The organism is Paracoccus sp. SCSIO 75233 (assembly GCF_027912675.1).
GTDB lineage: Bacteria > Pseudomonadota > Alphaproteobacteria > Rhodobacterales > Rhodobacteraceae > Paracoccus.
The window spans coordinates 2236624-2255326 of record NZ_CP115757.1 but is presented as its reverse complement, the minus strand read 5'-3'; the positions used below and the strand labels follow the sequence as shown (position 1 = coordinate 2255326).

Genomic DNA, 18703 nt, shown 5'->3' with positions numbered 1-18703 from the left:
TCGTGCAAGGGTCCGGCCCTTTTCACATGACGATAGTCACGCGGTTGCGACCAGACAACCCCGCGGGCGGTCGCAGGCGGCCCTGCTGTTCACTGCAAAACAATAACTCTCATGCGGAGACGATGATCGGCCCGTCCCCGAAACCCATGTCAGCTTTCCGACAGAGCGACTTTCATGTCCTTGACCTGATAGATCACCTCGCCATCGGCTTCGACGATCCCGTCGGCGACACCCATTGTCAGGCGGCGCGTCTGCACGGCCTTGGTGAAATTCACCCTGTAGGTCAGCAGCTTGCGATCGGGGCGCACCATGCCGGTCAGCTTGACCTCGCCCACGCCGAGCGCATATCCGCGCCCCTGCCAGCCGCGCCAGCCCAGATTGAAGCCGGTCAGCTGCCACAGCCCGTCCAGCCCCAGGCAGCCCGGCATGATCGGATTGCCCGGAAAATGACATTCGAAGAACCACAGATCGGGTTTGATGTCGAATTCCGCGATGACATGGCCCTTGCCATGTTCGCCGCCATCCTCCGAAATCTCGGTAATGCGATCCATCATCAGCATTGGCGGTTCCGGCAGCTGTGCGTTGCCGGGGCCGAACAGCTCGCCGCGCGCGCAGGCCAGAAGATCGTCTTTGTCGAATGATGTTTGTTGCATCGCCATTTATGGTTCAGCCTTCCATGTCAGACGCGGAAATCCGCAATTTGCAGCGACCTCTACCATCTGCACGGCTTTGCGCGCAAGAACGGCGCTAGAACCACTGGCCCGGCTCCATCAGGCCGAGATCCATGAGTTGCTGTGCCCGCCACTCGAATCTGCGGGAATTGCGCCATCTGAAGCTGCCGATTTCGTGGCGGGAGCCGGGGTTGCGCGCCAGTGCCTTGGCAACCCGGAATGAGGTGATTGCCGCCGTCAGATTATGATGCCACGGGCAGGCATAGGTGTTGTATTCCTCGAAATTGAACCGATGATCTGACAGAAGCCGCAGCCCTTTTTCGGTGCGGAACAAGGCGATCCTGTCGATACGGCGCTTGGCCTCGGGGATGAATTCCTCGAACCGCCAGCGAAGCCCGCCGTGAAAATCAAGCTGCCGCTCCATGATCTCGCCATCGGCATTCTGTCGGCCGAGCGCGTAGTAGCCGCTCTGGTCGAACATGGCTTCACCGAGGCTGACGGCGTTCGGATGGCGCGACAGGTCGGCGGCGTACAGGTCGATCACATAGGTCAGCATCGCGCGCCGGCGTTCTTCGGTGTGGAAGGTCAGCATTTCCCCGACCCGGCGCGATTCGGAGAAGGGGAAGAACAGGTATTCGGCATTATAGCCGTAATACATCCAGGTATTCTCCGGCACAGCCTGAATGACCGCATTGACCGCTTTGACATGCGCGTCGGGATGGCGCGTGTTCATGGTGACGTTGATGGTTCCGGTCGGCAGCAAGTCTTCGCTCAGCGGTTCGGAGGACACGGCGAGCGTGACCTTGAACCCGGCCTGCGCCGCGTGGGAGAGGGTGGTATCTATCTCGACATCATCTTCGCAAAGGATGATCGCGATTGGCCCCTTTACCAATTGTGCCGCTTGCGTGGCCAGAAAATCATTCAGGTTCTGCGCCATTACAGAAGCTCCCGAATCTCGGCGATGAATGGTGCGAAGTCGAAAACATCCACGCTGCCGGATGTTTCGCCGTCAGATGCTGCGGTTTCGCCCGCCTGCTGAGCTTCCGGCTCAGGCGATGCTACGTCGCTTTGCGCCGCCCGGGCGCGGTCGAGAATTTCCTTGATCTCCGTTTCCAGCGCGGCACGCTGCTGGCTTACCTGCGCGTCATCTGCCGGGGGCAATTCGGTCAATGCACGGGCGACGCTCTCCGGGGTTGCGGCGGGGGAGGTTGCCGACAATGCGGGTCCGAGAAGCTCTGCAAGCTGAGCCTGCGCGACTTCCATCGCCTTGGCCTCGGCGCGGGCGATTGCTTCAGCCTCAGCGCGGGCATCGGCGGCAGCGATTGCTGCTTCCGCAACACGCTCAACCTCAATCGCCATGTCGCTGCCGGTTTCGGGAGGGAGCGGATCGTCCTGCGGCGGTTGCGTCAGGGCAGCGGTTCCTGCGTCGTCGGTGGCTGGGTCTTGCGATGCCGTTGCGCCTTCCGGTTGTGTGGTTTTGGCTGTCTCGCCAAGGGTGGCGGGTGTTTCAGGGACACTGGTTTCCGCTTCTGCGGGGCGATCCGTTCCCCCCGGAAGCAGACCCGTCTGTGACAGGCCCCACCATGCTGCGGCCAGCATGGCGAGCAGGACGAGGCCAAATGCAAGCAATCTGATCATCCGAGTTCTCCGAATCCGACCTTTGTATTGCCACACGCATCGCGTGTGCGAAACCCCGTGAAAAGGGCGTGTCTTTTGTCGAGAACGTCGCGATTCCGGTTGAACAGGCTGTTGGGAGTGCCTATTTTGCGCGCCATTCAACGGATCATAAAAGGAATCCTGCCATAGCCCGTCGACCTCATAACGCGCCGCCCCCGAACCGAGACTCCGGCCCCCGTGTCAATGAACGCATTCGTGTCGCCGAAATCCGCCTGATTGGCGCGGATGGCGAAAACGTAGGCGTTGTTCCGCCTGCGCGCGGTCTGGAAATGGCCCGTGACGCGGGTCTGGATCTCGTCGAAATCTCGCCCAATGCGACGCCGCCGGTCTGCAAGATCATGGATCTCGGCAAGTTCAAATACGAACAGCAAAAGCGTGAGGCCGAGGCGCGGAAGAAGCAGAAGGTCATCGACGTCAAGGAAGTGAAGTTCCGTCCCGGCACGGACACGCATGATTACGACGTGAAGATGCGTAACGTGATGAAGTTTCTTGAGGGCGGCGACAAGGTCAAGGTGACGCTGCGCTTCCGTGGCCGCGAGATGGCGCACCAGCAGCTCGGCATGGATCTGCTCAACCGGGTGCGTGAAGACGTCGGAGAGGCCGGCAAGATCGAGAATATGCCGAAGCTGGAAGGCCGGCAGATGGTGATGATGATCGCGCCGAAATAAGGCCGGTCAAGCGAAAGGGGGCCGCCGAAGGGCGGCCTTTTTGTCAGATGAAACCAGAAATCCTGATCCTGCGCGACGATGGCGCGGATGGCGCGCTGCCGCTGCCATCCTATGAAACCGGCGGGGCTGCGGGTGCGGATCTGCGCGCCGATCTCGGTGGTGGCGAGATCACGCTGGCACCGCTTGAACGTCGGCTGATCCCGACCGGGCTGAAGATGCAGATCCCGCCGGGATATGAGGTTCAGGTCCGGGCTCGCTCGGGCGCTGCGCTGCGTGATGGTCTGTCGCTCGTTAATGGTGTCGGCACCATCGATTCCGATTATCGCGGCCCGGTCGGCGTCATCGCGATTAACCTGTCCGACACGCCGCTGGTCATCCGGCATGGCGACCGGATCGCCCAGATCGTTGTCGCGCCTGTGGTACAGGCGACGTTCACGGCGGTTGATGATCTGGATGAGACCGCGCGCGGCAGCGGCGGTTTTGGATCGACCGGAAAGGGCTGAGGCGTGGCCCTGCTGCTGCCCCTCGGACTGATCAGCGTCGCGGCAGTGGCGTGGATTATGGGTTGGGGCGTACTGCGGGTGCTGGCCGTTTTGCTGCTGACCTGGCTAGTCATTCTGGCGTTTCTGCTGGCCGCTCCGGCGTCCGAGTTCCGCGCCGCGATTGGCATTGATCCGCGCGCCTGGGTGGCGTTCGGCGTGATCTCCGCAATCGTCATGGGCTACGCCTCGATCATTCGCAGCGCAAAACGGAAAGCGACGGAGAAATGGGGCGATCCGCAGGCAGTCCCGGTTCCATCACCCGAAGAGGCGCATTCGGCGGCGGAAAGCGCCGATGCGCTTGATCGTTACGCGCGGCATTATGTCCTGCGGGAAATCGGCGGCCCGGGTCAGAAGCAGCTCCGCAATGCCTCGGTGCTGATTGTGGGCGCAGGCGGTCTTGGCGCGCCCGCGGCGCTGTATTTGGCGGCTGCGGGGGTGGGTCGGCTAAGCATTGCCGACCCCGATGAGGTCAGCATCTCCAACCTGCAACGCCAGATTATCTATCGCACGGACGACGATGGCCGTCCCAAGGGGCTGGCGGCGGCCGAGGCGCTGCGCGCGCTCAACCCCTATATCGACATCCACGCTATGCGCCGCCGGATTGGGAAGGATGATGCGGAACTGATCGCGGATTTCGATCTCGTGCTGGATGGCTGCGACAGCTTTGCCGACCGGGCGGCGGTCAATGCGGCCTGCGTCGCGGCGCGTGTGCCGCTGATTGCCGGTGCCATCGGGCAGTGGGAGGGGCAGGTCACGACCTACGATCCCGCTGGCGGTGCGCCCTGTTTCGCCTGCCTCTTCCCGGAGCCGCCCGCCGACGGTCTCGCCCCGTCATGTGCTGAGGCGGGGGTGGTCGGGCCGCTGCCCGGCGTGATCGGCTCCATGATGGCGCTTGAGGCGATCAAGCATATTGCCGGGGCTGGCGAGGGGCTGCGCGGTAAAATGGTCATCTTCGACGGGCTCTATGGCGAGACGCGGCGCATCGCCATTCATCGCCGCGAGGATTGTCCGGTTTGTTCAGGGGTGGAACCGCGCGGTTCGGAGACATAGGTTTCCGGCAAAGGAGACCCAGCATGAACCCTGAACTCACAGAATGGAGCGGCACGTTCGGGTTGCCGCGTTTCGACCTGATCGACGACGAAGATTTTGCGCCCGCAATGGATCAGGCGCTTACGGATGCCGAAGCTTCGATGGAGGCGATTGCCGCCAATCCAGAACCGGCCAGCTTCGCCAACACCGTCGCCGCGCTTGAAACGGCGGAGGAGCCGCTGAACAGGATTTGCGCAATCTTCTACACGCTGACCGGGGTGGATTCGAATGACCGGCGAGAGGCGCTGAGCCGTGAATTTGCACCGAAGCTTGCGGCGTATAACAGCCGTGTCGGGATGGATAAGCGGCTTTATGACCGCGTCGAAACCGTCTGGAACTCGGCGGATCAATTGCCCCCGGAGGATCGCCGCATCACCGAACTGGCACTGCGCCATTTTCGCCGCGCCGGGGCTGCGCTGACCGGGACGGAGCGCGAACGGATGGCGGAGATCCGGCAACGTCTGGCGGTGCTCTGTACGCAGTTCGGGCAGAATGTGCTGGCCGATGAGCGTGATTTCGTCATGCAGGTGGATGAGGCGCGTCTGGCCGGTCTGCCAGACTGGCTGCTGTCGTCGATGCGGGCAGCGGCGAAGGAGCGCGGGCGGAGCGGGCTGGTGGTGACGCTCAACCGCTCCCTGATCGTGCCGTTTCTGCAATATGCCGATGATCGCGAGTTGCGGGAACTGGCGTGGCGCGGCTGGATCGCGCGCGGCTCTGGCGACGGCGCGAACGGGGCGGAGACGGATAACACCGGCATCATCGCCGAAATCCTCGCCCTTCGGCATGAGCGCGCGCAGCTTCTGGGTTACGAGGATTTTGCCGCCTTCAAGCTGGAGCCGGAGATGGCGGGGACCGCCGCGCGTGTCGAGGAATTGCTGAGCGAGGTCTGGTCCGCCGCTAAGGCGCGGACGGATGAGGACGCGCAGATCCTGTCGGCGATGATGCAGCAAGACGGCGTCAACGCCGAACTCGCCCCGTGGGACTGGCGCTATTACGCGGAGCGGCGTCGCCAGCAGGAACATGATTTCGATCAGGGGGCGGTCAAACCCTATCTGACACTCGATGCCATGTTGGGCGCGGTTTTCGATGTCGCGAACCGGCTGTTTGCACTGGAGTTCGAACCGTTCGACGCGCCGCTCTGGTCGCCGGATGTCCGGGCGTGGCGGGTGACGCGGAACGGGCTGGAAATGGCGATCCTGCTGGGGGATTACTATGCCCGCCCCTCCAAACGCTCCGGCGCGTGGTGCGGCGCGCTGCGTTATCAGCACAATATGGGTGCAGGGCAGAGGGCGATTGTGACCAATGTCTGCAATTTCACCCCGCCCGCCGAGGCCGGTGCCCCTGCCTTCCTGTCATGGGACGATGCGCGGACGCTGTTTCATGAATTCGGCCATGCGCTTCACCATATCCTTTCGGATGTGAAATGGCCGTCGATCTCCGGGACATCGGTCGCCCGCGACTTCGTCGAACTGCCGAGCCAGCTTTATGAGCATTGGCTGGAACAACCCGAGGTGCTGGACCGCCATGCCCGCCATGCGGAGACGGGTGCTGCGATGCCAGCCGATCTGCGCGACCGGGTGATTGCAGCGGGCAATGCCGATCAGGGGTTCGCGACGCTGGAATATCTGCAAAGTGCGCTCGTCGATCTGGCGCTGCATCGTGGTGCGCCTGCAACGGACGTGATGGCGCGGCAGGCGGAGATACTCGCCGGGCTGGACGCGCCCGCAGCGATCCCGATGCGCCATGCCTCGCCACATTTCGGGCATGTGTTCTCCGGCGACGGCTATTCGTCAGGCTATTATTCTTACCTTTGGTCAGAGGTGATGGATGCCGATGCTTTCGATGCCTTTGTCGAGGCGGGGGATATCTTCGACCCGGAGACCGCGAAACGGCTGGAGCAGACGATCCTTTCGCGGGGTGGGTCCGCGCAAGCCGATGAGCTGTGGATGGCGTTCCGCGAACGGATGCCGGGTGTCGGCCCGCTGCTGAAAGGGCGCGGACTGGCCTGAGCGGCGCGGGCGGCGACAGCGCCGCCCGGCGAATTTCTATACGACCGTTATTCCGGCACCTTCGACGGCCTGACCGATGATGGCGGCCTTGGGATGGCGCTCGCGGATTGTTGCAAGCACCCCGTCCGCTTCGTCCGGCGCGACCGCGACCAGCAACCCGCCAGAGGTCTGTGGGTCGGTCAGGATCGTTTGCTGGGCATCGGTGAGGTCCGCCGGAAGCGTCACGGCGTCATGCACAGCGTTCCAGTTCCGACCGCTGGCGCCGGTGCCGTGACCGCTTTCTGCCAGCTCGGCGGCGCGGTTCAGCAGCGGGATCACTGCCCGCTCGATCCGCAGGGCGCAGCCTGCGCCGCGCGCCATCTCCAGCCCATGCCCGAGAATGCCGAAGCCGGTGACATCGGTGATCGCATGAACCCCCGGCATCTGCGCCAGATCCTGACCGATCCGGTTCAGCGTCGTGCAGCTTTCCACCATCTCGGCAATATCGGCCTCGGTCGCAGTGCCTTTCTTGATCGCGTTGGAATAGATGCCGACGCCAACAGGCTTGGTCAGGATCAGCTTGTCCCCGGCCTCGGCGCCGCCATTCCTGCGAACATCCTCCGGCGCGCAGATCCCGATCACGGCGAGGCCGTAAATCGGCTCCGGCGCATCGATGGAATGCCCCCCGGCGACAGGTATCCCGGCTTCGGCGCAGATATCCGCCCCGCCAGCAAGGATGTCGCGGATCGTCGCGGGGGCCATCACATTGATCGGCATCCCCAGAATGGCCAGCGCCATGATCGGGCGGCCGCCCATTGCGTAGATATCCGAAATCGCATTGGTCGCGGCGATCCGGCCAAAGTCGCGGGCATTATCGACCATCGGCATGAAAAAATCGGTCGTCGCTATGACGCAGGTCTTGTCGTCGATCTGCCAGACTGCGGCGTCATCCGATTCGGCATTGCCGACCAGAAGCTGCGGAAACATCTGCGCCACGGGCTGATCCGCCAGCAAATCGCGCAGCACAGCGGGTCCGAGTTTGCATCCGCATCCGCCGCCATGTGCCAGTTCTGTCAGCTTCATATCGGTCTCCTTGCTATCTCGGCGGCATTATCGGCGCATTTCACCGGCAGACAAGCTTATCTCGCACTTGCAGCATAAGCCGCGCCGTGGCTAATGTACCCGTCAAGATGACTCGTGTTTTTGATCCTTCCGACATTGTGGAAATCGCAGCCTGTGCCGCGGTCGGCGCGGATGTGCATGGCTGGCGGGCGAAATGCCTGCAGCGTTTGGTGCGGATGGACCTGCCGGTTCCACGCTCTTTCGCTATTGCGGCGAAGGCGGTGCGGGCGATGGCTCAGGGTGCGCGGCCCGAGGCACAGGCGCTGAGCGCGTTGTTTGCCAACGGCTCCGGTCTGGTCAGCGTCCGGCCCTCGGCGGTCAATCCCGAATGGGGCGGACCAGGAACGGTGCTGAATGTCGGCATCAATGATGAGAAATATCAGCGGCTGGCGGAAAGCCACGGCAAGGATGCGGCGGATGCGATCTATCTGGCCTTCGTGCAATCCTACGCGATCAATGTCGCCCGGCTGGACCCGGATATGTTCTCCGAAAGCGGCGATGGTGCGCTGACGCGGGTGCTGTCGGCCTATCGCGCCGAGATGGACGAGGAATTCCCGCAGGATCCCGTGCGCCAGTTGACCGAGGTGCTGCGCTCTATGGCGCGGTCATGGGATGCGCCGACGGCACGGATGCTGCGGCAGGCCAAGGGCGCGCCGGAGAATGCGCCGCTCGGTCTGGTGGTTCAGCAGATGGCGCTTGCGGTCGGTCCGGGAATTACCGGGTCCGGCACCATTCAGTTCGTTGACAGCGTATCGGGAACGGCGCGGATCACCGGGCGGTTTCGCGGACAGACCCACGGCACCACACGCGGGCAGGGGGGCGAGACGCTGTATCTGACCCGTGACGAACGCGGTCCGTCGCTGGAGGAGCTTGCCCCGGATGTGTTCGCGGCGCTTGTTTCGCACGGGCGGAAGGCACGGGAAAAGCTGCGCGAAGAGATGATGATCGAGTTCGTGATCTCTGACGGTGAGCTTGCGATCATCGACGCGGTCAGGGTGCAGCGATCTTCGCGCGCGGCAGTGCGGATTGCGGTCTCGCTGGCGGAGGACGGGGTGATCCCGGCGCAGGAGGCCGTGATGCGGGTCGAACCGCGCGCGCTTTCCGAGCTGATGCATTATCAGGTCGATCCCCGTGCGACACGCGACATTATCGCCAAAGGCATCGACGCCAGCCCCGGTGCTGCGACCGGAAAGCTGGTGTTTTCGGCCACGGCGGCGCAGGCATCCGCCGCGCGTGGCGAGGCCTGCGTTCTGGTCCGCCGGGAAACCGCGCCGGAGGATATTCGCGGCATGCACGCCGCCGTCGCCGTGCTGACCGAACGTGGCGGGATGACCAGCCACGCGGCGGTTATCGCCCGCGGCCTCGGCCTGCCCTGCATCGTGGGGGCAAGCGGCATTCGCATCGACGCCCGCGCCAGAATGCTGCGCGTTGACGGGCGCAGCTTCAAGGAAGGCGAGGAAATCACCATCGACGGCACGTCGGGCGAGGTGTTGGCCGGTGCGCCTGAAATGCTGGAACCGGCGCTTGATGACAGCTTCAACAAGCTGCTCGACTGGGCCGATGCCGAGCGTGATCTGGGCGTGCGCGCCAACGCCGACACGCCGGAGGACGCCCGTACCGCGCGGATGTTCAGCGCCGAGGGCATCGGGCTGTGCCGGACGGAGCATATGTTCTTCGACGAGATGCGCCTGCCGATCATGCGGGAGATGATCTTCGCCGACAGCCCGGAGGACCGGCGCGTCGCACTCGCCCGGTTGCTGCCGATCCAGCGTCAGGACTTTGCCGAGCTGTTCCGCATCATGGCCGGGCTGCCGGTCACGATCCGGCTGTTCGACCCGCCCTTGCATGAGTTTTTGCCGCAGGATCGCGACGGCATCCGCGAACTGGCCGAGTCGCTGGATCTGCCGCTGTCGAACGTCACCCGCCGGATCGAGGCGCTTTCGGAATTCAACCCGATGCTGGGAATGCGCGGCGTGCGCCTTGGCCTGACCGTGCCGGAAATCTACGACATGCAGGCCCGTGCAATTTTCGAGGCGGCGATTGCGACGGCCAGCACCGGCGAAGCCGTGGTGCCGGAAATCATGATCCCGCTGGTCAGCGCACGTCGCGAGGTGGAGATCGTCAAGAACCGCGTCGATGCCGTGGCCGCTGCGGTGCGCAATGAAACCGGGCAGGATTTCACCTACCGGCTCGGCGTGATGGTCGAAACGCCGCGCGCGGCGCTGCGGGCGGGGGATATTGCGCGACACTCTGCATTTCTGTCCTTCGGGACGAACGACCTGACGCAGATGACCTATGGCTTGTCGCGCGACGATGCCGGTCGGTTCATGGGGAAATATGTGCAGCAAGGCGTCTATGACGAAGACCCGTTCCATATTCTGGACGAGGATGGCGTCGGGGAATTGCTGCTGACCGGGGCCAAGCGCGCCCGCGATGTCGAGCCGGAGATCACGATTTCCGTCTGTGGGGAGCATGGCGGCAACCCGCAATCCATCGCGTTCTGTCACCGGGCCGGGCTCGACTATATATCCTGCTCGCCCTTCCGTGTGCCCGTGGCACGTCTTGCTGCGGCGCAGGAATCGATTCGGGGACGGCAGGCTAAAATATCCTGATTCGGGTCGATTATGGGGCATTTGTAGGTTTTCTGCGATTGCAAAATGGCGCGATCTTGCCAAATGTTGGTTTTGCGGTCGGCAGGTTCTTGCCCAAATACGGCCTAACTCGGCCTTCCAGCGAACCGGGCGGCCAACACCGTAGCCTGAACTGATCCGATCTGTGTAGTTTTCGCGTCAATCCACCGGCCTCTGCTCGGTCGGGTATTCGGAAACTAACAGGACTGCCAATTTCATGACGACGCTGACCCGCAAGATCTCCGCGCTCATTCTGAGCGCCTCGCTCGCTCTGCCCGTGACCGCCCCGATTGCTGCTGCCGATCCCGCTCGTGGTCCCGAGACGCTGACCCAGGCACGCTATGGCGGCGCAGATTCGCTCGCCTGCCTGACGGAGGCGCTGTATTTCGAAGCCCGTGGCGAAGGCCGTGCCGGCCAGCAGGCGGTTGCGGAAGTGATCCTGAACCGCGTCGACAGCCGGGCGTTCCCGGGCTCCGTCTGCGGGGTCATCTATCAGCGTGGCCAGTTCAGCTACAAGAAGGGTCGCCGCATGTCGAATGCCAAGGCCGCTGCGCGCGCTCGCCAGATCGCGACCGAAGCGCTTTCCGGCGCGCCGCGCGACCTGACCGATGGCGCCACCTATTTCCACACCACGGCGGTTCGCCCGTCCTGGTCGCGCCGTTTCACCCGGACGACGAAGATCGGCAGCCACATCTTTTATCGCAATGGCCGCCGCGTCGCGTCGAACTGATTGCGCGATACGACCGGAAGCGATTTAGGAACCGGCCCTGCCTCTTGCGGCGGGGCCTTTTCTTTGAAATCTGGTGGATATGGAAGAACCCGATCAGATTCACCTGCGCGATCACGTTATCGAGGCCGAAATCGGCGCGTTCCAGTCCGAGCGTGGCCGCAGGCAGCGTCTGCGCTTTAACCTGACGGTTGATCTGGCCGACCCGGTGATCGGCGTCGCGGATGATGTGGATCGCATCCTGTCCTATGACGTGCTGACCGAGGCCATTGCGACAGGCCTCGCGGATGAGCGGTTCAATCTGTTGGAAACGCTGGCAGAGAAAATCGCGGCCGAAATTCTGGCGCATCCGCGCGCCGGACGGGTGCATGTCACGCTGGAGAAGCTGGACCGGGTGCCGGGGGCGCTTGGGGTCACGCTGGTGCGGCGGCGCGGGCGTGTCGATGCAGATGGCGTCGCCTTCGCGCCCGTAATCCTGTTCCACGCGGCGGAAACGCAGCGCCCGTCCGGGGCCGTGGTACTGACGCCGGATGCGCCGGGGCTGGCCGTTCCGGCAGGCGGAAATGAGCGGCGCATCGCGCTTCTTGCCCTCGATCAGGCGGCGTGGGCGCTTGGCGGGCGGTTGGGTCTCGACGTCGCGGATAACCGGGCGGAGCTGGACTGGGCCGTCAAGGAGGCGCGTCCGATCGTCTGGGCACCCGCCCGGATGACCGCCGACATTGCCGGGATGGAGGCCGACCCGCTGGCGCTTGCGGTCTGGCTGGCGGAGAAGATGAAGGCGCAGCGCCTCGATCTGGCTTTGCCGGAGGGCACGGCGATGCCCGATCTTGCCACTGATATTCCTTTGCGCCGGGTTGGTTCATGACCGATTACTGGCGGGCAATACCGGAAGAGGGCGGGGTTTTCCCGCTCGCCGGGGGCTGGCTGCGTTTTTCGCGGGTGGAGCGGCTGAGCCGCGTTGAGCCGCCGGAGATCCTGCCCGCAAACGCCGCGCCGCAGGATGTCATCGACCGCCTGACCACGCCGCGCGATCCGATTTGCGGTCTGGGGCCGGGGCGTCCGCGCATCATGGGGATCGTCAATGTCACCCCGGACAGTTTTTCTGATGGCGGCGCCTATGACGGCGTCGAGCAGGGGCGGAAGCTGATTGGGGAGGGGGCAGAGATCCTCGACATTGGCGGCGAATCGACACGGCCCGGTGCGGCATTCGTCAGCGAGGACGACGAAATCGCGCGGGTGCGGCCGGTGATCTCCGCGCTGCGTGGATCGGTGCCGGTGTCGGTCGATACCCGCAAGGCGAGGGTCGCACAGGACGCGATTTCCGCCGGGGCGCAAATGATCAACGATGTCTCCGGCTTCGACTTCGATCCCGGCATGGGTGCCACTGTCGCCGCATCGGGTCTGCCGGTCTGTCTGATGCACGCACAGGGCGTGCCGGAGACGATGCAGGACGATCCGCGCTATGACGATGTGCTGCTGGATGTCTATGACGCGCTTGCCGCGCGGATTGCGCGGGCAGAGGCGGCAGGGATTGGCCGGGGGCGTATCCTCATCGATCCGGGCGTCGGCTTCGGCAAGACGCTTGACCATAATCTTGCCATACTGCGCCGCATCGGGCTGTTTCACACGCTTGGATGTGCTATCCTTATAGGCGTATCTCGAAAGACATTTATCGGAAAAGTTGCGCGCCAGCCCGATGCGACGGCGCGGTTGCCCGGCTCGCTCGCGGTGACGCTGGCAGCGGTGGCACAGGGTATACAGTTCCACAGGGTACATGACGTGGCCGCCACGGCGCAGGCATTTGCGCTCTGGCAGGCCGTAACGGAGACGAGGACGCAATGACACGCAAGATTTTCGGCACGGACGGGGTTCGGGGCCGGGCCAATACGGAGCCGATGACGGCGGATATGGCGCTTAGGCTGGGGGCCGCAGCGGGGCGGTATTTCCGTCGGGACGGGCGCAATGGTCACCGTGTGGTGATCGGGAAGGACACGCGGCTGTCGGGCTATATGCTGGAGAACGCGCTGACCGCAGGGCTGACCTCGACCGGGATGAACGTGCTGCTGCTTGGGCCCGTGCCGACGCCTGCGGTCGGGTATCTGACCCGTTCCATGCGCGCCGATATCGGGATCATGATCTCCGCCAGCCACAACCCGGCCCATGATAACGGCATCAAGTTCTTCGGGCCGGACGGTTTCAAGCTGTCGGACGAGGCGGAGGCGGAAATCGAAGCGATCCTGTCCGGTCAGGTCCGCCCCGCCGAGCCGCAGAATATCGGCCGGGCGCGGCGCATCGATGACGGGCGTGGCCGCTATGTCGAATACGCCAAGACCACCTTCCCGGCGGGGCGGCGGCTGGACGGGCTGAAAGTGGTCATCGACAGCGCCAACGGTGCTGCTTATCGCGCTGCGCCGGATGTGCTTTACGAACTCGGTGCGGATCTGGTCGCAATCGGTGACGATCCCGACGGGCATAATATCAATGACGGCGTCGGCTCGACCCATCCTGAGACTGCCGCGCAGGCGGTTCTGGATCACCGCGCCGATCTGGGCATCTGCCTTGATGGCGATGCCGACCGGGTGATCCTGATTGACGAAAAGGGCCGGGTCGCGGATGGCGATCAACTCATGGCGCTTATGGCAGCCCGCTGGGCGGAGCAGGACAAGCTGGCTGGGGGTGCCTTGGTCGCGACGGTGATGTCGAACCTTGGGCTGGAGCGGTTCCTTCAGGCGCGCGGTCTGCGGCTGGAACGGACCAAGGTCGGCGACCGCTATGTCGTCGAACGGATGCGCGAAGGCGGGTTCAATCTCGGCGGCGAACAGTCAGGCCATATCGTGATGACCGACTACGCCACCACGGGCGACGGGCTGATCGCCGGACTGCAATTCCTTGCCGCGATGATCGAGACCGGGCACAGCGCCTCCGATCTGGTTCACCAGTTCGATCCGGTGCCGCAGCTTCTGAAGAATGTGCGCTACGCAGCAGGCTCCGACCCGCTGTCGGTGGAGAAGGTGCAGGCGGCGATCTCGGCAGGCGAGGCGCGGCTGAACGGGACGGGACGGGTGCTGATCCGCAAATCCGGGACCGAACCGCTGATCCGGGTGATGGCCGAGGCCGAAGATGAGGTCATGCTGCGTGACGTGGTGGACAGCATCGTCGCTGCCGTTGAAGACGCGGTCTGAGACTGTTCAGGGGCGCTCGGCCAGCGGATCGTAATCATAGATCCAGTCGAACCGCGCCATCAGCGCCCCCGGTGCAAGACGGGAAATGGTCCGCAGCCCAAGATGGCCGGCCAGCCTTGCCGGGCCGCGCAGATGGTAGTTGCGGGCATTGCCATTCGCGGCCTCGACAATCCGGCGCACGCGGGGCACGCGCAGCGCCTGATACCGCTGCAATGCCGCGCCCTGATCGCCGATCCGGTCGAGGCATTCGGTCAGTACCCACGCATCCTCGATCGCCATGACCGCGCCTTGCGCCATGAAGGGCAGGGTCGGGTGCGCTGCGTCGCCCAGAATGACGCGCTGTCCGTCCTGCCAGACCGGCGCGACCTCATGGCGGAACAGACCCCAGATGCCGGTGCTTTCGACGCGCGCCAGCCAATCCGGCACCGGCCCGCCAAAGCTGGCGAATGCGGCACGCAGATTGTCGGGATCGTCCTCATGCGCCCAGCCTTCGTCCGCCCATGCCGTCTGCTCCCTGACGGCGACGATATTGCGCAACCCGTCGCCCAGCCGGTAGCTGACCAGATGCTGCCCCGGCCCCATATAGACACGGGCAAAGGCATCGGGCCGGTCATCTGCAATCAGCGCGCGCCATGCGGTCTGGCCGGTGAAGAAGGGTTTTGCCGCGCCGTTGAGAACCGTACGCACCCGGCTGTGCAAACCGTCCGCGCCGATCAGCAGGGGGACATCCGGCAGCTCGGTTACTTCGTGATCCAGCGTGATCCGGACGCCAGCATCACGCGCGGCATGCTCCAGCAGCTCGACCAGACGGGCCCGATGGATGAAACGGAAATTCTGATCCGGCCTGCGCGCTGCGAGCGGCAAGGAAGCCACGCGATGTCCGTTCTGGTTATGGAGCAACACCCCTTCCGAGCGGACCGCAACCCGGTTAAGCGCCTCCGTCAGGCCAAGCGCCTCAAGCACACGCCCGGCATTCGGCGAGATTTGCAGACCGGCCCCGACCTCGCGGAACGCCCCCGCCTTCTCCAGCACAGTCACATTCGCGCCGCGCCGGGTCATGGCGAGCGCCACGCTGAGACCGGCGACACCTGCGCCGATCACCGTGACGTCCCTGTTTTTCAGATAGCTCATTCCGGGTTTACAGCAGTGTCAGTCTCGCCTCAGTCGTCGCGATGCACACGCTCGCGGCGTTCGTGCTTTTCCTGCGCGGCGACGGTCATGGTTGCAATCGGACGTGCGTCCAGCCGTCTGAGGCTGATCGGCTCTCCGGTGACCTCGCAATAGCCGTATTCGCCTTCTGCGATCCGGCGCAGTGCGGCGTCGATCTTGCCGACCAGCTTGCGCTGACGGTCGCGGGTGCGCAGTTCAAGCGCGCGGTCGGTTTCTTCCGAGGCGCGGTCGGCGAGATCGGGGACGTTGCGCGCGCTTTGCTGCAAACCCTCCAGCGTCTCGGCTGACTGCTCGATCAGCTCGGCCTTCCATGTCTCCAGCTTTCGACGAAAATACTCCAGCTGACGATCGTTCATAAACGGCTCGTCATCGGCAGGGCGGTAATCATCTGGCAGGAAAATCTGCGGTTTCATGCGTCCTCCGACAGGTCGGGTGTTGGTCCCCCCGGATCCTCGGGCCTCCCATAATGGATGCGGATGACGATGTCACTACCCCCGACGCCAAAGCTCACATCATCGCGAGCTTGCCGCGCGGGCGGGGGCCGGATAGGGTCGCGCGCGAAAGAGAGGGTCCGCCATGCAATTCGCCTCCACTGCCAGCTATGTCGCGCCGCCGGAACTGGCCATTGCGGTCAATGCCGCGGTCACGCTGGAGCGTCCGCTTCTGGTCAAGGGCGAACCCGGCACCGGCAAGACCGAGCTCGCCCGTCAGGTCGCCGCCTCGCTGGAATTGCCGATCATCGAATGGAACGTGAAATCAACCACCAAGGCGCAGCAAGGCCTGTATGAATACGACGCGGTCAGCCGGTTGCGCGACAGCCAGCTTGGTGATGCCCGGGTGCATGACGTGGCCAATTACATCCGCAAGGGCAAGCTGTGGCAGGCCTTTGAAGCTCCGGGGAAGGTTGTGCTGCTGATCGACGAGATCGACAAGGCGGATATCGAGTTTCCGAATGACCTGCTGCAGGAACTCGACCGGATGGAATTTCATGTCTACGAGACCGGAGAAACCGTAGAGGCCGCGCATCGCCCGGTGGTCATCATCACCTCCAACAACGAAAAGGAACTGCCCGACGCATTCCTGCGGCGGTGCTTTTTCCACTATATCCGCTTCCCGGATTCGGAGACGCTGAAAGAGATCGTGGAGGTGCATTACCCCGGTCTGAAGCCGCGCCTGCTGGATGCCGCGCTGAGCCAGTTCTTCGAGATCCGCGAGGTGCCGGGGCTGAAGAAGAAACCTTCGACCTCCGAGTTGCTGGACTGGCTTAAACTTATCCTTGCCGAAGATCTCGGGCCGGAGGATCTGAAGAAAGAGCCGGGGGAGATGCTGCCGAAGCTGCACGGGGCCCTGCTGAAGAACGAGCAGGACGTGGCCCTGTTCGAAAAGCTGGCCTTCATGGCCCGGCGTCAGGGTCGCTGAAACGGGGCAGGGGCGCTGCCCCCTCGCGCCGAGGCGGCGCTTACCCCCGGGATATTTGGGCCAGGGTGAAGGGCGCTTGTCAGTCTGGCGGCGATGGCTGACAGTCGGGTTGGTGCTGCGAAGGAGAGTTGAATGAAAAGTGTTTTACTTCTGAACGGTCCGAACCTGAATCTGCTGGGGCAGCGGGAGCCGGAGATTTATGGCCATGAGACGTTGGCCGATGTCGAAGCGCTGGCGCGCGCGGCCTGTGCAGACGGGTTCGATGTCGTGCAGAAGCAGTCGAACTGGGAAGGTCAGCTGATCGACTGGATTCATGAGGCGCGGGAAAATGCGGTCGGGATCGTGATTAATCCGGGGGCGCTGACGCATACCTCCGTGGCGGTGCTCGATGCGCTGAACACGTTTGCGGGTCCGGTGATCGAGGTGCATATCAGCCAGGTCCATAAACGCGAGGCGTTCCGGCATGTTTCTTATGTCAGCAAGCGCGCCGATGCGGTGATTGCCGGGCTGGGCGTGGACGGCTATGCGGCCGCGGTGGCGCGGATCTGCAAGCTGGTCGGTTAGCCGTCGATGCGGTGAATATCGCGGGTGAGGGCGGCGGTTTTCTCGGCCCAGATGCTGGCGGCGGTGCGGGCTTTATGGGCCTTCAGCGCGGCTTCGTCTTCGTAGAGTTCCTCCACCTGCCAGATCAGCGGGTCGTCGGTCTGGGCGATGTCGAAGAACAGGCATCCCGGCTCTGCCCGGCTGGCGGCGATGTGGTCGGAAAGATGGGACAGAACGATCAGAAGTTGACTGCTGTCAACACAGATCAGCCTGCCGCTGAGGGCGATCTGGCCGGGGGCGGGTGCTGGGCGGTTGAGGGAGGCGGACGGGGCGTGATTCTGGCCGCAGGAGCAGGTCATGTGAGCCTTTCGATCAGGGCAAGGGCACAGGCCGGATTGCGGTGTTTCTGCCCTGAGATGACATAGAGGTAAAGGTCGCGATTGGCGGCCATGCGCCGCGCCTCCGCCGCCCAATGGTCCAGCCCCTGCTGGTCATATCCGTTCTCGATATCGGTCGTGCCCATGATGCGCAGATAGGCGAAATCCGCTGTTTCAACGTCGATATCGGGGAACTTGCTGTCGCCGGAGCGGATCAGCGCGATATTGCGCGCGCGGCAGAGAACGGCGGCTTCGGGGGCGGCGAAGCTGGGGTGACGCGCCTCGATGGCGTGACGAAGGGGCAGGCCGTCTTGCGCGTCCGGGAGCAGGGCGAGGAAGGCTGCGAAATCATCTGCGTCGAACTGCTTGGTTTCCGCGAATTGCCAGTTGATCGGACCCAGCTTCGGGCCGAGTTCGGTGATGCCAGAGGTCAGGAAACGCTGGACGGAGTCCCCGGCATCGGCCAGTATTTTGCGGTTGGTGGCGAAGCGGCTGGCCTTCAGCGCAAAGACGAAATCGTCAGGGGCTTCGGCGCGCCATTTGGCGAAGGTCTCGGGTTTCTGGCCGCGATAATAGGTGGCGTTGATCTCGATGCTGGAAAGCGCGTTACTGGCAAATTCCAGCTCGCGTTTCTGGGGCAGGCCTTCAGGGTAGAACACGCCGCCGCGCCATTCCGGGAAGTTCCAGCCGCCGATGCCGATGCGGATCATGTTGTCCTCCGTTTTGCTTGTCTTAGCTTATCGCAAAATCCGGCAGGCAACAGGATCGGGCGTTGCATTCCTGAGGATTGCGGGGTGGCGGCGGGGCGGGCCAGTGATTGCTGGGTTTGGCGGGGCACAGCGCGTACACAGGGCGTACACAGGCTGTACACAGATGGTACACGGATCGCGGCGCGGAT

General features: G+C 63.8%; 19 protein-coding genes. 11 read left to right on the top strand and 8 right to left on the bottom strand.

The features are described 5' to 3' along the window. Positions 1 to 149 precede the first annotated feature (149 nt). The 3 genes from fabA to PAF12_RS10925 all read right to left on the bottom strand — a co-directional run bounded on the left by fabA (position 150) and on the right by PAF12_RS10925 (position 2309). The gene (fabA, locus tag PAF12_RS10935; RefSeq protein WP_271106962.1) at positions 150 to 659 is read right to left on the bottom strand and encodes a bifunctional 3-hydroxydecanoyl-ACP dehydratase/trans-2-decenoyl-ACP isomerase; all 510 of its coding nucleotides are present in this window, start codon (positions 657 to 659) and stop codon (positions 150 to 152) included. An 88-nt stretch (positions 660 to 747) separates the two neighbouring features. Beyond that, complete coding sequence (locus PAF12_RS10930) at positions 748 to 1608, bottom strand: hypothetical protein (RefSeq protein WP_271106961.1); 861 nt, start codon at positions 1606 to 1608, stop codon at positions 748 to 750. Then, positions 1608 to 2309, bottom strand: a complete 702-nt coding sequence (locus PAF12_RS10925; RefSeq protein WP_271106960.1) for a hypothetical protein — start codon at positions 2307 to 2309, stop codon at positions 1608 to 1610. Before PAF12_RS10925 ends, PAF12_RS10930 begins: the two co-directional genes overlap by 1 nt. A 164-nt stretch (positions 2310 to 2473) precedes the next feature. Here PAF12_RS10925 and infC point away from each other — a divergent pair, with 164 nt between their 5' ends. From infC to PAF12_RS10905, 4 genes are read left to right on the top strand one after another with little or no spacing between them, the layout of a single operon-like run. Next, a complete protein-coding gene (gene infC / locus PAF12_RS10920; RefSeq protein WP_271109692.1) occupies positions 2474 to 3016 on the top strand; it encodes a translation initiation factor IF-3 in 543 nt (180 codons plus the stop codon). A gap of 47 nt (positions 3017 to 3063) precedes the next feature. Then, positions 3064 to 3519, top strand: coding sequence for a dUTP diphosphatase (gene dut, locus PAF12_RS10915; protein ID WP_271106959.1), 456 nt, complete (start codon positions 3064 to 3066; stop codon positions 3517 to 3519). Positions 3520 to 3531: 12 nt separating this feature from the next. After that, entirely contained in the window at positions 3532 to 4608 is a 1077-nt protein-coding gene (locus tag PAF12_RS10910; protein ID WP_271109691.1) for a HesA/MoeB/ThiF family protein, read from the top strand. Positions 4609 to 4631: 23 nt separating this feature from the next. Beyond that, complete coding sequence (locus PAF12_RS10905; RefSeq protein WP_271106958.1) at positions 4632 to 6656, top strand: M3 family metallopeptidase; 2025 nt, start codon at positions 4632 to 4634, stop codon at positions 6654 to 6656. 36 nt (positions 6657 to 6692) lie between these two features. Here PAF12_RS10905 and selD read toward each other — a convergent pair whose 3' ends face one another. Further along, positions 6693 to 7718, bottom strand: a complete 1026-nt coding sequence (gene selD / locus PAF12_RS10900; protein ID WP_271106957.1) for a selenide, water dikinase SelD — start codon at positions 7716 to 7718, stop codon at positions 6693 to 6695. 107 nt (positions 7719 to 7825) lie between these two features. Here selD and PAF12_RS10895 point away from each other — a divergent pair, with 107 nt between their 5' ends. From PAF12_RS10895 to glmM, 5 genes are all read left to right on the top strand, one after another. Then, entirely contained in the window at positions 7826 to 10369 is a 2544-nt protein-coding gene (locus PAF12_RS10895) for a putative PEP-binding protein (RefSeq protein WP_271106956.1), read from the top strand. Positions 10370 to 10604: 235 nt separating this feature from the next. Beyond that, positions 10605 to 11117 carry a cell wall hydrolase gene (locus tag PAF12_RS10890; RefSeq protein ID WP_271106955.1) on the top strand — a complete coding sequence of 171 codons (513 nt, stop codon included), beginning with the start codon at positions 10605 to 10607 and terminating at the stop codon, positions 11115 to 11117. A gap of 79 nt (positions 11118 to 11196) precedes the next feature. After that, on the top strand, positions 11197 to 11979 hold the full coding sequence (locus tag PAF12_RS10885; protein ID WP_271106954.1) for a dihydroneopterin aldolase: 783 nt from the start codon (positions 11197 to 11199) through the stop codon (positions 11977 to 11979). Further along, positions 11976 to 12956 (top strand): dihydropteroate synthase, encoded by a 981-nt coding sequence (folP, locus tag PAF12_RS10880; protein WP_271106952.1) that lies wholly within the window; start codon positions 11976 to 11978, stop codon positions 12954 to 12956. The genes PAF12_RS10885 and folP overlap by 4 nt, the downstream gene beginning before the upstream one ends. Then, positions 12953 to 14296, top strand: a complete 1344-nt coding sequence (gene glmM, locus PAF12_RS10875; protein ID WP_271106951.1) for a phosphoglucosamine mutase — start codon at positions 12953 to 12955, stop codon at positions 14294 to 14296. The genes folP and glmM overlap by 4 nt, the downstream gene beginning before the upstream one ends. A gap of 6 nt (positions 14297 to 14302) precedes the next feature. Here the strand turns inward: glmM and PAF12_RS10870 are convergent, their stop codons facing one another. Continuing rightward, entirely contained in the window at positions 14303 to 15427 is a 1125-nt protein-coding gene (locus tag PAF12_RS10870; protein WP_271106950.1) for an FAD-dependent oxidoreductase, read from the bottom strand. Between the two features lie 29 nt (positions 15428 to 15456). Then, positions 15457 to 15879, bottom strand: coding sequence for an RNA polymerase-binding protein DksA (gene dksA / locus PAF12_RS10865; protein ID WP_271106949.1), 423 nt, complete (start codon positions 15877 to 15879; stop codon positions 15457 to 15459). Between the two features lie 163 nt (positions 15880 to 16042). On the opposite strand from dksA, the gene PAF12_RS10860 reads away from it, so the two are divergent. Beyond that, a complete protein-coding gene (locus PAF12_RS10860) occupies positions 16043 to 16885 on the top strand; it encodes a MoxR family ATPase (RefSeq protein ID WP_271106948.1) in 843 nt (280 codons plus the stop codon). Positions 16886 to 17017: 132 nt separating this feature from the next. Continuing rightward, positions 17018 to 17449, top strand: a complete 432-nt coding sequence (gene aroQ / locus PAF12_RS10855) for a type II 3-dehydroquinate dehydratase (protein WP_271106947.1) — start codon at positions 17018 to 17020, stop codon at positions 17447 to 17449. Here aroQ and PAF12_RS10850 read toward each other — a convergent pair. Both PAF12_RS10850 and PAF12_RS10845 read right to left on the bottom strand, forming a co-directional pair. Continuing rightward, entirely contained in the window at positions 17446 to 17787 is a 342-nt protein-coding gene (locus tag PAF12_RS10850) for a putative quinol monooxygenase (RefSeq protein ID WP_271106946.1), read from the bottom strand. The two genes, aroQ and PAF12_RS10850, sit on opposite strands and share 4 nt — an antisense overlap. After that, on the bottom strand, positions 17784 to 18515 hold the full coding sequence (locus PAF12_RS10845; RefSeq protein ID WP_271106945.1) for a DUF72 domain-containing protein: 732 nt from the start codon (positions 18513 to 18515) through the stop codon (positions 17784 to 17786). Before PAF12_RS10845 ends, PAF12_RS10850 begins: the two co-directional genes overlap by 4 nt. Positions 18516 to 18703: the final 188 nt, after the last annotated feature.